This is a genomic window from Catenulispora sp. GP43, assembly GCF_041260665.1.
Classification (GTDB): domain Bacteria; phylum Actinomycetota; class Actinomycetes; order Streptomycetales; family Catenulisporaceae; genus Catenulispora.
Genome location: NZ_JBGCCT010000016.1, coordinates 56281 through 68553 on the forward strand (window position 1 = coordinate 56281; position 12273 = coordinate 68553).

12 protein-coding genes are annotated in these 12273 nt (G+C 71.9%); 3 read left to right on the forward strand and 9 right to left on the reverse strand.

The window, feature by feature from the left end; all coding sequences use genetic code 11:
* Positions 1-138 precede the first annotated feature (138 nt).
* The gene (locus ABH926_RS29180) at positions 139-1320 is read right to left on the reverse strand and encodes an AAA family ATPase (RefSeq protein ID WP_370369041.1); all 1182 of its coding nucleotides are present in this window, start codon (positions 1318-1320) and stop codon (positions 139-141) included.
* Positions 1321-1479: 159 nt separating this feature from the next.
* Between ABH926_RS29180 and ABH926_RS29185 the strand changes: the two genes are divergently transcribed.
* A complete protein-coding gene (locus ABH926_RS29185) occupies positions 1480-3825 on the forward strand; it encodes a tetratricopeptide repeat protein (RefSeq protein WP_370369042.1) in 2346 nt (781 codons plus the stop codon).
* 17 nt (positions 3826-3842) lie between these two features.
* Here the strand turns inward: ABH926_RS29185 and ABH926_RS29190 are convergent, their stop codons facing one another.
* The 5 genes from ABH926_RS29190 to ABH926_RS29210 form a co-directional block, all read right to left on the reverse strand.
* A complete protein-coding gene (locus ABH926_RS29190; protein ID WP_370369043.1) occupies positions 3843-4631 on the reverse strand; it encodes a DNA-formamidopyrimidine glycosylase family protein in 789 nt (262 codons plus the stop codon).
* A 79-nt stretch (positions 4632-4710) separates the two neighbouring features.
* On the reverse strand, positions 4711-5346 hold the full coding sequence (locus ABH926_RS29195; protein WP_370369044.1) for a DUF1345 domain-containing protein: 636 nt from the start codon (positions 5344-5346) through the stop codon (positions 4711-4713).
* On the reverse strand, positions 5343-6089 hold the full coding sequence (locus tag ABH926_RS29200) for a hypothetical protein (RefSeq protein WP_370369045.1): 747 nt from the start codon (positions 6087-6089) through the stop codon (positions 5343-5345). Before ABH926_RS29200 ends, ABH926_RS29195 begins: the two co-directional genes overlap by 4 nt.
* Positions 6086-6688 carry a hypothetical protein gene (locus ABH926_RS29205; protein ID WP_370369046.1) on the reverse strand — a complete coding sequence of 201 codons (603 nt, stop codon included), beginning with the start codon at positions 6686-6688 and terminating at the stop codon, positions 6086-6088. The genes ABH926_RS29200 and ABH926_RS29205 overlap by 4 nt, the downstream gene beginning before the upstream one ends.
* A 45-nt stretch (positions 6689-6733) precedes the next feature.
* Positions 6734-7675, reverse strand: coding sequence for an NADP-dependent oxidoreductase (locus ABH926_RS29210; RefSeq protein ID WP_370369047.1), 942 nt, complete (start codon positions 7673-7675; stop codon positions 6734-6736).
* Positions 7676-7786: 111 nt separating this feature from the next.
* Here ABH926_RS29210 and ABH926_RS29215 point away from each other — a divergent pair, with 111 nt between their 5' ends.
* A complete protein-coding gene (locus tag ABH926_RS29215; RefSeq protein WP_370369048.1) occupies positions 7787-8845 on the forward strand; it encodes a GlxA family transcriptional regulator in 1059 nt (352 codons plus the stop codon).
* On the opposite strand, the gene ABH926_RS29220 is transcribed toward ABH926_RS29215, so the two are convergent.
* Positions 8790-9686: a diacylglycerol kinase family protein gene (locus tag ABH926_RS29220; protein ID WP_370369049.1), complete on the reverse strand. Its 897-nt coding sequence runs from the start codon at positions 9684-9686 to the stop codon at positions 8790-8792. The genes ABH926_RS29215 and ABH926_RS29220 overlap by 56 nt on opposite strands.
* Before the next feature lie 73 nt (positions 9687-9759).
* On the opposite strand from ABH926_RS29220, the gene ABH926_RS29225 reads away from it, so the two are divergent.
* Positions 9760-10707 carry a YihY/virulence factor BrkB family protein gene (locus ABH926_RS29225; protein ID WP_370369050.1) on the forward strand — a complete coding sequence of 316 codons (948 nt, stop codon included), beginning with the start codon at positions 9760-9762 and terminating at the stop codon, positions 10705-10707.
* Here ABH926_RS29225 and ABH926_RS29230 read toward each other — a convergent pair.
* The gene (locus ABH926_RS29230) at positions 10685-11401 is read right to left on the reverse strand and encodes a phosphatase PAP2 family protein (protein WP_370369051.1); all 717 of its coding nucleotides are present in this window, start codon (positions 11399-11401) and stop codon (positions 10685-10687) included. The genes ABH926_RS29225 and ABH926_RS29230 overlap by 23 nt on opposite strands.
* Positions 11398-12156: a phosphatase PAP2 family protein gene (locus ABH926_RS29235; RefSeq protein ID WP_370369052.1), complete on the reverse strand. Its 759-nt coding sequence runs from the start codon at positions 12154-12156 to the stop codon at positions 11398-11400. The genes ABH926_RS29230 and ABH926_RS29235 overlap by 4 nt, the downstream gene beginning before the upstream one ends.
* Positions 12157-12273: the final 117 nt, after the last annotated feature.

Here is a 12273-nt window from a genome sequence, read left to right on the forward strand (position 1 = left end):
TGTGGCTGAAGGTAAAGGTTCTGTCCATACTCCAAATCGGAGATGTCCTCGGTTTTCGCGACCAGGCCGGGCAAATGCGCTTCAGTCGCTCAGAGGTTGACGGCCGGCCGGCGCGCGTTGAGGTTGTCCGGGCTTTCCTCAGCGTTTCGGCCAGAACCACAGCGGCGAGTCGAGCAGCCCCTGGCCGGGAAGCACGGTCTCGCCGTTCACCTTCTCCAGCTCGACCAGGTCCACATCGCGCCGCAGCCCCGCCGCGGCGCGCCCGATGGCCTCGATCAGGCCGGCGGAGTGCGAGACCACGATGATCTGGCTGCGCTCCGACCCCGCCGCGATGAGCGTGCCGAGCGGCCGCAGCAGGTCCGGGTGCAAGCTGGTCTCCGGCTCGTTCAGGACCATCAGGTCGGCGGGCCGCGGCGTCAGCAGCGCGGCGACCAGGAGCAGGTAGCGCAGCGTGCCGTCGGACAGCTCCGCCGCGCCGAGCGGCCGCAGCAGCCCGTGCTGCCACAGCTCGAGCGAGAACCGGCCGTCCGCCCCGACCCGGATCTGGAGCCGGCTGCCCGGGAACGCGCTGTCGATCGCCTCGGCCAGCTCCTCGCGCGGGCCGGTGGCGATGATGGTCTGGAGCGCGGCGGCCAGGTCGGCGCCGTCGTGCGCGAGCACCGGGGTCCGGGTGCCGACCTGCGGAGCCCGCGCCGGAGCGTCGGCGTCGGTACGGAAGTGGTCGTAGAACCGCCACGAGCGGATCCGGTCCCGCACCCGGAACAGTTCGGGGGCGGCCTCGGGGTCGGCGAACTCGCTGAGCATGCTGTCGAACGGCTGGATCGGATACGGCTTCGGAGCCCACTTCCCGTCGGCCCCGCGGATCCTGACGACGTCGTTGTGCCGCTCGATGAGCGAGGCCGCCGGCCGCAGCACCGGCCCGCTCCACACCGCCTCGGTCTTGATCGCCGGATCCAGGTCGAACTTGGCGGCCTCGGGCTCCCCGCTCGGGATCGGCAGCCCGAGGTCGATCGCGTAGCCGAACTCCTCGCCGCCGAAGCCGAGGCGCAGCCCGACGGGCGCGGTGCGCACCGTCCCCTGCGCCCTGCGGCCCGCCTTCGTGCCCTGCTCCGGCCCCGCCCACAGCGTGGACCGCAGCCCGCCTTCGCGGGCCAGCGCCGCCACCGCGCCGTTGCGTGAGACGTCGGCCAGCAGCCGCACGGCCCGGTACAGGCTGGACTTGCCACTGCCGTTGGCCCCGGTGACCACCGTCAGCCGGCCGACCGGGATGCACAGGTCGCGCAGCGAACGGTAGTTCTCGACGGCCAGCGTGGTGATCATGGCTTCGACCGTAGACGAGGCCGGTGACAGGCGCGCGGCAGGCGGCGCTGGTCCTCGGCCGGGGTCAAGCCCGGTGGAACACCCGTTTCCCGGCCACTGCCGATCACCTACACTCGCCGCGACGTCACATCGGCGACCAAAGGATGGCAGAGGGACCACATGGGGCTGACACCACCGGATCCGGCCAAGGCCGCCGATGTCGCGGAGTTCACCGTGTTGCTGAACGAGCTCCGGATCTGGGCGGGAGGACCGTCGTATCGGGCTTTGGCGAAGAAGGCCGGTTCGATGCTGCGGCCGCCCGAGACGGTGTCGCAGTCCACACTCGCCGAGATGTTCCAGCCCAGGAGGCGGCGGCTGAACCAGGACCTCGTCGTGGCGATCACGCGGGCTCTGGGTTTGGCCGAGCCCGATGTCGCCCGGTGGCGGGCGGCCTGCATCCGGGTCCACGCGGCCGCGAAGTCCGGCGGTCCGGTCGGTGTGCTCCGTCAGCTGCCGGCGCATCTGGCCTCCTTCACCGGCCGCGACGCCGAACTCGCACAGTTGCGGAACGCTATCGCGGCACACGACGCGAACGCCGCACCGACCGTCGTCATCTCGGCCATCGAGGGAATGGGGGGAGTCGGCAAGACCCAGTTGGCGGTCCGCGTCGCGCACTTGCTGGTGCAGGAGGGTCGATACGCGGACCTTCAGCTCTTCGTCAATCTCCGTGGCTTCGACGCCGAGCACAGTCCCGCCGATCCCGCAGAGGTCTTGGACACGTTCTTGCGCGCCCTGGGAGTCCCCGCCCAACAGATCCCGGCCGGCCAGAACGAGCGCGCGACGATGTTCCGGGACCGGATCCATGGACGGCACGCGATCGTCGTGCTCGACAACGCCGCCGACGAAGACCAGATCCGACCCCTGATACCGGCCTCGCCGACCTGTCTGGTGCTGGTCACCTCTCGACGCTCCCTCATCGGTCTGGAACACGCCGACCTCCATCTGTTGGACGTCTTCACCGCCGCCGAGGGAATCAGCCTGCTGCGACGGGTCGCCGGGGCCGACCGCGTCGACGCCGAGCCGGCGGCTGCCGCCGCGATCGTCGAGGCGTGCGGCCGGCTGCCCCTCGCGGTGGCGCTGGCCGCGTCCCGGCTCCGGTCTCGGCCGGCCTGGACGCTGGCCCACCTGGAGACGAGGCTCCGTGCCGGAGGTACGGCCGCGCTCGGCCAGGCGCAGCACGGTCCGCGGGCCGCCTTCGACCTCTCCGTCCAGGGTCTCGACCCGCCCGAAAAACGGCTCTTCAGCATTCTGGGGCTGCACCCGGGCCCGGACTTCTCCGCCCACACCGCGGCCGCCCTGGCGGAGATCTCCGTGGCCGAGGCCGCATCAATGCTGGAACGGCTCCTGGACGAGCATCTGCTGGAACAGCGAGTGGCCGACCGTTTCGAGTTCCACGACCTGCTCCGCGCCTACGCGGCCGAGCGGGCGCGCGACGACATGCCCGGCGACGAGCACGACAACGCCCTCCGCCAGCTCATGACGTGGTACATGCTGACCATGGACGCGGCCGGGCGGACGATGAAGCCCGGCCGTTCCCTGCCCGAGTACCGGGGCGCCGCTCCGCGCTTGGCGGCCCTCGACTTCGGCTCCCCGGCCGCGGCGACCGCCTGGTGCGAGCGAGAATCGGCGAACCTCGTGGCGGTCACAGACCATGCCGCCGCGAGGAACACGGCGGTCCTGGGTTGGCGGTTGCCGCTCACCGTGTCGACGTTCCTGGGCGTGAGCGCGAACTGGCGCGAGTGGGAACGGCTGCACCTCCGCGGCCTGGACTGCGCTCAGCAGGTCGGGGATACGGCCGCGCAGATGAAACTGTTGAGCGGTCTCGGTATCTCGGCCGAGCGGCTGGGCGATCTGGCCGCCGCCGAGTCGTACTTGGAACAGGCCCTCGAGCTGGCGCGCCAGCTCGGGGAACAGCGGACCGAGGCCAGCGTCCTGTCCAACCTCGTCGCCATTTACTCCAGGTCCGGCCGGGCCGAGCTGGGCCTGGCCGCGGCCGATCGCGCCGTCGACATCGGACGCGGCCTCGGGGACGTGCACGTCGAGCGGAGCGCCATGCAGAACTCGAGCAGCTGCCTGTTGATGCTGAAGCGGCCGGCCGACGCGCGGGACCGCTTGCTCGAAGCCGTGGAGCTGTACCGGGCGCCGGGCGACGAGATCAGCCTGGGGCTCGTCATGGGCAATATCGGGTTCACCCACATCGCGCTGGGTGAGTACGAGGAGGCCGAGCGGGCGTACCGCCGGTACCTCGAGCTCGGCCGGTCCAGCAACGACCTCCACGGTCAGGCCGAGGCTCTGTGCGGAATCGCCTCGGTACGCAAGGCCACAGGAAAGATGCCCGAGGCGCGCTCACTGTATGAGGAGGCGCTGGTCATCTGCGACCAGATGGGCGGCGCGGAGGCGGTCAGGCTCCGGGAACGTCTGGCGACACCTGACCTCACCCACGCCAGCGATGACGAGTTGTCCTGACGGTCGCTGCGCCGCGCCTACCGCTCCGGCTGACAACTGGGACACCAGTACACGACCCGATCCTGCGGCGGCGTCCCGAGGCTTGAGGTGAGGATCCGCGTCCCGCACCGCCGGCACGGCTGCCGGGCCCGGCCGTAGACCCAGTTCCGGCGGTCGGCGCGGGTGTCCCCGGTCGTGACGTGTCCGTGGCGCAGCCGGTTGAGCGTCAACAGCCGGTGCGCGGTGTCCACGACCTTTTCCAGGCCGGGGACCTCTCCGACCGGTCGCCACGGCGGGACGCGGGCCAGGAAGCTGAGCTCGTTGGCGTAGACGTTCCCCACGCCGGCCAGATTCCGCTGGTCCAGCAGGGCCAGACCCAGCGGCACGGAGGGATCGGCGGTCAGCCGCCGCAGCGCCTCGGCGGGGTCCCAGTCCGGGCCGAGCAGGTCCGGGCCCAGATGGCCGACGGCGCTCGCCTCCTCGGCGGTGGCGAGCAGTTCGACGACCGGCAGCCGGTAGCCGACGGCGGTGCTGCGCGCGGTGCCCAGCACGGCGCGGATCTGCCATCCGGGACCGCCGCTCCATCGCTCGCCGGCCCGGTAGACGGCCCAGCGTCCCTCCATCCGCAGGTGCGTGTGCAGCGTCAGCCCGCCCTCGAGCCTGGTCAGCAGGTGCTTGCCCCGAGCGACGGTCTCCAGCACCCGGCGGCCGGCCAGATCGGTGGTGGCCAGGGCCGGGACGCGCAGGTCGGCGCGGACCAGATCGTCGCCGGTCAGCGCCTCGTGCAGCTGCGCGGCGGTCCGGAAGACCGAATCACCCTCGGGCAACGGACCTCCTGCGTGCGGCGGGGGAGAAAGTGAGCAGACAGACCCGGCCATTTTACCGGCGCCGCGCCCCGATCCGGCGCTACTTGGCCAGCCCGGACACCAAGTTGATCGAGGTGGCGATGATGACCGCACCGAGCGGGAACGAGATCCAGGCGTGGCGCAGGGCCGCGCGGCGGATCTCCTTGGTCTGCAGATCGGTGTCGGAGACTTGGAAAGTCATCCCGATGGTGAACGCCAGATAGGCGAAGTCGCTGTACTGCGGCGGCTCGGTCTCGTTGAAGTCGATGCCGCCGGGGGTGCCCTGGTAGTACATCCGCGCGTACTTGAGGGTGAAGACGGTGTGGACCAGCGCCCAAGAGACGAAGACCGAGAAGACCGCCAAGGCGGCTTGGACGTAGCGGTCGTTCCCGGGGGCGTGCGAGGCCCCGAACAAGACGATGCCGACCGCCGCCAGGCTGGCCACGGCCACCCCGATCAACAGGGCGTCGGCCAGGTCGCGGCTGGGGTTCTCGTCCTGCGCGTGGGCCCGGGTCTGAGCCGGGCCCAGCGGCCACACCACCTGCCACGTCCAGATTCCGAAGACGAGCGCCAGCACGTCCCAGCCGATGAGCGGGGCTGTGCGCCCCGCTCCCGACAGCGTCGCCACGGCCCCGGCGAGCAGGCCCGCGCCGAGCGCCGTGGCGAGCCTGGTGCCGGCGGCGGCGGAGACGGTCAACCGCCGACCATCGCGGTGATGATGGTCCGGTACTCCAGCAGGGCCAGCCGCAGGTCCTCGGTGTCCCCGGCCCCGTCGGCCCCGGCGGCGGCGATCTGCGCGCGGCGCTGCTCGACGGCGTCCTGGTACGCGGTGAGGACTTCGGTGAGGAGCGCGTCGGCCTCCGTGACGGAGCGGTGCGGGTCCTCGACGAAGGTGACCTGGACCGAGGACCAGCGGTCGATGAAGGCCTCGGCGGAGGTCAACCCCATCAGTGGTTCGGCGAGGGTGTCCGCGGCTGGGGCGGCGGTGGTAGCGGTCGCAGCGATGGCGGCGGATTCGGTCTGGACCGCCGTGTCGAAGCCGGGCTCGGCCGCGGTGTCGAAGCCGGGCTCGGCCTCGGTCTCGGCCTGGTCCTGAGCATCGGCTTCAGCGCCGGCCAGGGTTGCGGCCTGGGCATCGGCTTCAGCGCGGGCCTGGGCCTCGCCGTGCGCCTCAGCTTCAGCCTCAGCCCGGGCCTCGGTGTCGGAGCCGGTAACCGTGTCTTCCGCGTCTTCCCGGTCTTCCGCACCGCTGTCGAATCCGGGCGAGGTGTAGGTGACCGTGCGGAACCCGTTCTCGGCCGGCGCCGCCTCCTCCTTCTCCTCGTCGGCGTCGGCGCCCTCGTGGGCTTCGGCTTCGGCGAATGCGGGCTCTCTGGATTCCTCTTCGTCGATGTCCGCATGCTTCGTGCCGGCGCGGTCCACCGCAGCATCCTCACTCATCGAGCCACCTCCATGTTGGTCGCCGTCTCCGATACCGAATCCGAGCTCTGACTCTCCTGCCGTCCCTCGTCCCGGCCGGCCGCGGCCAGCATCTCGTCGAAGAGCGCGGCGTACTTCTGGAACGCCTGGCGCATGTCCTCGGTGGACGTGCTCCGGACATCCGTCTCCGTCGCCTGCCGCACCTGGATCGCCTCGCGGTAGCCCGAGACAGAAGCCGCGTGCGGGACGGAGAGCAGTTCGAGCAGAGCCTCGCCGTCGCCGCCCGGGTAGCCCCGGAACCGGGCCAGGCGGACCACCAGCGCCTCGGCCTCGTTCAACGCGGCGGCGGGATCGTCGACGAACGATTCCTGCGCCTGCCGCCAGTCCTGCGCGTACCGGTCACGCTCCTGGGCGGCCAGCGGCCTCAGTGCGAGGTTCGCATAGGCGCGCCGACGCCGGCCCAACTCCTTGTCGGCGGCCCGGCGGCTGCCCTCCTGCTCGACGAGAGCCTCGTATTCCGGGCCGAAAGCGGCACGCTTCCGGCGCCGGTCGTACTCCACGGCCGCGGCGATGACGAGGCCTGCGATGACGACGATCGCCACCAGTGCACCGATGATCATGACGCCTCCCTGAGTCGGGATACCGTGTGACCAAAGCGCGGGACTTCAAACGCCGGAGCGAACAGACAGCACCAGCTTGCCGGTCGTCCGTCCGGTCGCGCCCCGCCGCTGCGCCTCGTCGGCCTGCTCCAGCGGCAGCACGGCGTCCACGTGGACCCGCAGCCGGCCCTGTTCGACGAGCCCTGCGATCGCCGCCATCCCGGCCTGGTCGGCCTCGACGGTCAGGTGCTTCACGCGCACGCCGTAGTCCTTCGCCTGCGCCACCACCTGCTCCCGCTTCGCGAACACGATGGCGACGAGGGTGCCGCCGCGCCGCATCGTGCGCAGCGAACGCAGGCTGTAGTCGCCGCCGACCGCGTCGAAGACCATGTCGACGTCCCGGACGGTCTCGGCGAAGTCGGTCGTGGTGTAGTCGATCACCTCGTCGGCACCCAGGCCGCGGACGAACTCGTGCTTGCCGGCGCTGGCCGTGCCGATCACATACGCGCCCCGCGCTTTGGCGATCTGCACGGCGACGTGGCCCACCCCGCCGGCCGCGGCGTGAATCAACACACGGTGACCGGGCTGGACATCGGCGGTGTCGACCAGCGCCTGCCACGCCGTGAGCGCGACCACCGGCAGCGCCGCCGCGTGGACGTGGTCGAGGCCCTCCGGCTTGTGCACGAGGTTCCGCGCCGGAGCCGCGGCGTACTCGGCGTAGCCGCCGGCGCCGCGCGGATAGTCGAGCATGCCGAAGACTTCGTCGCCCGGTTCGTAGATCGTGACGCCGACCCCGACCGCCTCCACCACGCCGGAGACGTCCCACCCGACCACGAACGGCGGCCGGCCCAGATACAGGCCGGTGTTCCGGTGCAACCAGTCGGTCGGGTTCACCCCGGCGGCGTGCACCCGCACCAGGACGTCGGTCGGCCCGAGCGCCGGCAGCGGCCGTTCGACGACGGACAGGACTTCGGGGCCGCCCAGGACTTCCTGACTGATCGCGCGCATCGCTGTATTCCTTCTTCTTGACGAGGTCAGAGCTGCTTTCAAGACCATTTTCGAGGCCGCGGCCGGAGCCCTGAAAGTGTCCGAAGCGACGATGTGCGCAAAGATTTGGCCATGCCCGTTGCCCGGACGCCAGCCCCGAACCCCCACCGCGTCGTCGTGCTTGCCCTCCCGCAGGTGTTCCCGTTCGAACTCGGCATCCCGGCCCGCGTCTTCGGCTCCGCCCGCGGTCCCGACGGCGCGCGGCTGTACGAGGTCGTCACGTGCTCGCCCGACGGCGGTCCGGTCACCACCGCCGCCGACTTCACCGTCTGCGTCGGACACGGCATCGAGGCACTGACCACCGCCGACACCCTGGTGGTGCCGCCGTTCGCCTGGGAGCCCGCGGGCCCCGGCGGTCCCGGCGGGAGCGACCCGGCGCTGCCGGTCGGCGTCTTCGCGGCCCTGCGCCCGGGAACCCGCGTCGTGTCCATCTGCACCGCCGCCGTCTTGCTGGCGGCGGCCGGTCTGCTCGACGGCCGCCCGGCGACCACGCACTGGGAGGAGGCCGAGGCCTGCCGCCGGCTGTTCCCCGCCGTCGACTGGGACGCCGATGTGCTGTTCGTCGACGACGGCGACGTCCTCACCTCGGCGGGCGTGGCCGCTGGTGTCGACCTGTGCCTGCACCTCATCCGGCGCGACCACGGCAGCGCGGTCGCCAACCGGGCCGCTCGCCACTGCGTGGTCCCGCCGTGGCGCGAGGGCGGCCAGGCCCAGTACATCGAACGCGCCGTCCCCGGTCCGACTGATGCCTCGACCTCTGGCACCCGCGCCTGGGCCATGCAGCGCCTGGACCAGCCGCTACCGCTGGACGAGCTGGCGCGCCACGCGGGCATGAGTGTTCGTACCCTGACTCGCCGCTTCCGCCAAGAGGTCGGCATGACCCCTGTCGACTGGCTCATCCAGCAGCGCGTCGAGTACGCCCGGCACCTGTTGGAAACCAGCGACCTGCCCATCGACCGCCTGGCCCGCAGCGTCGGTTTCGGAAGCTCGGCTTCGCTGCGGGGCCACTTCCACGCGGCAGTCGGTGTCTCGCCGCAGGCCTATCGCAAGACGTTCCAAGGGGAGCATCCAGTTCCTACGGGCCCAGCGGCTCTTTCAGCCGCAGCAGCAAAGCCTTTGGCGCGACTCTGACATCCAGCACAGGTGCGTCCGCAAGCGGTTCCCCATCGGCTTCCCGCCGCAGTGGACGCTGGGCGCGCACCACGATGTGCCGGCCTCGGAGCTGCTCCACGGCCGGCGAGCGGCCCTGCCCCCGCATCAGGTGCACGACGACCGACGCCCACCCCAGGACCGTGCGCGGGGCGAGGATCGCGACCTCCAGCACACCGTCGTCGGGTCGGGCGTCCGGGAACAGCGATATGCCGCCGTGCAGCGCGCCGACGTTACCGATGACCACGGTGCGGATGTGCTTGTGCCGGGTGAGGTGGCCGTCCACCTCGACCGTCGCGGCGAAGCCCCGGTCCGCCAGATGCCGGACCAGCGAGACCACGTAGGCCGGCCAGCCGATCCGGCGCTTCAGCCGGTGGGGAGCGTCCTGCACCATCGCGGCGTCCAGGCCGGCGCCCGCCATCCCGACCATCACCCCGTCGTCCAGCCGGCCCACGTCCACGGCCTGGTCGACGCCGTTGACCGCGACCGCCACCGCCTCGGCCGGATCGCGCGGGACGCCCAGGTTGCGGGCCACCAGATTCCCCGTCCCGATCGGCACCACCGCCATCGGTATCCCGGTCCCGGCCAGGGCCGCCGCGCAGGCGCTCACCGTCCCGTCGCCGCCGCACACCACGACGAGCCGCGCGCCGTCGGCCAGCGCCGTGCGCACCGCTTGGCCTCCGGGGTCGTCGCTGGTGGTGGCGTACACCTTCGGCGGTGGATCGCCGCGCTCGCGCAGTGCCCACCGCAGCAGATCGCGCGGGTCGTCCCCGCGCAGTGCCGCGAGCTTGCCTTCATGGACCACGAGCGCCACCTGATTCACCGCCCCCTTCTAGCCGCGCGGCGCCCGACCCAAACAGCGCATGATTACGCGCGTCGCGGACATCCGGCCCCCCATGTCGACCACGACGAAAGTGCCGCAGACCCGGACCATGTCCGGCGAGCATTTGTCTGCGGATGACGCTTGGCGCACCCTGCGCCGCACCGGGACCGGAACACTGCTGCGCGACGCGTTCGTCCGGCTGCGCTACGGCGACGGCTTCAGCCATGCCCGCGCCCTGGGCCTGCAGATGGCGCTCACCGCCATACCCGGCCTGATCGCCTTGGTGGGCCTGGCGCAGACGGCGCACGACGCGCGCTGGGGCCAGGCCTTGCAGGAGACCATCGAGCGGGTCACGCCGCCGGCGAGCCGGGCCGCCGTCGGCCAAGCCTTGCGGGGCGCCGGGGACGGCGGCCGCTCGGCGGTGGGACTGGGACTGGCGGCGGCCCTGGTGTCCCTGACCGTGGCGATGGGCCAGGTCGAGCGCGGCGCCAACCGGATCTACGGCATGCAGCGCGACCGGCCCTTCCCCGCGAAGTACGGCGGCGCGTTTCTGCGCGCGGTGCTGGCCGGGGTGCCCATCGCGGTTGGGCTCGCGCTGCTGGTCTTCGGCGAGTCCTTCGGTAGTTCGCTGAGCGACGCCTACCACTGGTCGCCCGGCGTCCTGCGCGTCTGGAACCTGGCCCGGTGGCCGGCCGGCACCCTGCTGGCCCTGGTCTCCGCCGGGGTCCTGTTCCGCAAGGCGCCGCGGCGGCGGCAGCCCTCGGTCACCTGGCTCGTGTTCGGGGCCGCGGTCTCGCTGGTGGTGTGGCTGGCGTTGACCGCGGCGCTGTCGTGGTACGTCGAGGGCAGCCACACCTTCGGTACCACCTACGGTCCGCTGACCGCTGTGCTGGCCTTCCTGCTGTGGTCGAACCTGAGCGCAATCGCGCTGTTCTACGGGATCGCGTTCGCCGCGCAGCTGGAGAGCTGCCGGGCCGGGGCGGGGTACCGCGCGCCGATCACCGCCGACCCCGACGCCTGACCGGCGGTGCCGGTCGAGCTGGCCGAGCTGGCCGGACCGGTTCGGCCAGGACGACACGCTTGGCCAGCAGCACACACAACGTCCCCAGCACCGCCCCCGCGATGACATCGCTGGGGTGGTGCATGCCCCGGTACAGCCGCGACAGGCCCACCGCGCAGGGCACGGCCAGCAGCAGCCACACCGGCCAGCCGGTCCCGTGCCGCCACGCCACCAGCGCCACCGCCGCGTACAGCGCCGTGGCCGCGGCCGTGTGGCCGGACGGGAAGCTGGAGGTCGGCGGGGCGGTGTCCAAGTGCGGAACCGCCGGTCGGGCCCGATCGACCACCATCGTGGTCACCAGGAAGACGCTGAGCTCCGTCAGCAGCACGGTCGCCACGAACACCGCCTCGACCCAGCGGTGAGTCAGGACCCTGATCGCGGTGAACGCCACCACGCTCAGGGCGATGGCCGAGGGCGTGTTGGCGACCGTTGAGAAGAACCCTGATACGTCGTTCATCGCGGGAGTCCGGTGCCGGGCCAGGGCACGGTTCACCCCGTCCTCGACGCTCAACGGCCACGTGTGCGCCAGCGGCCCGGTGACCAGCCAGCCGGCGGCGGCCAGCACCGCGAAGACCACCACCGCTCCGAGCACCAGCCGCAGCCCGGCACCGCGCAGGCCGCGCGACGGCGCGGCTCCGGTCGCCGACGCGGTCATGCCCCGCCTCCACCGAGCTCTTGCGGCTCCTCGGGCTCCACGCCCTCGGCCAGCGGACGCGCCGGCCGCAACCCGTGCTCGACCCGCCACGTCTGGAACGCCGACACCGACGCCGCCAACAGCGCCACGGCCAACAACCACGCCCCCACGACATCGGTGACCCAGTGCACGCCCAGCGCCACCCGGCTGTACCCGACCGCGAACACGGCGAGCGCCGCGACCGTCCACGCCACGACCTTGCCGACCCGCCCCACCAGCGGCAGCACGACCAGGACGACGATCCCGCCGGCCAGCGCGGACGCCATGGCGTGCCCGGAGGGGAAGGACGCACCCGGCGCATGCGCGAAGGGATTCGGCAGATGCGGCCGGGCCCGATCGACCAGCGTCTTCAGCCCGGTGTCCAGCACGGCCCCGGCGACCATCGTCGAGACCGCCCACACCGCCAGCCGCCGCGCCCCCCGCACCCACAGCACCACGGCGAGGACCGCGATCAGAACGCGCGACGGCGTCGGCCCCCCGTAGTCCGAGATCCACAACAGGGTCCTGATGACCAGCGGATGACCGGCCGCATGATCGTGGAGAGCGGAAGCGGTGTTCTGATCGAGCTCCCGGAACGGATCCCACGCGCTCTCCACCGCGACCGCCAGCAGCCCGGCCAGCGCGGCGGCCGGGACCGCGACGAACAGCGTCAGCGCCAGGCGCGCGCCGAAGCGCTCGTGCAGGCGTCGCCGTACGGCGTTCGAGACATCTGGCATGGACCAGAACCTCCTTCGTGTCGGGCGGCGGCCGGATACCCCGACGCCGGGCTTCAAACCGCTGAAGTGTGCCAGACTGAGTTCGGGGATGATGCGACGGTAATCGCAGATAAAGGG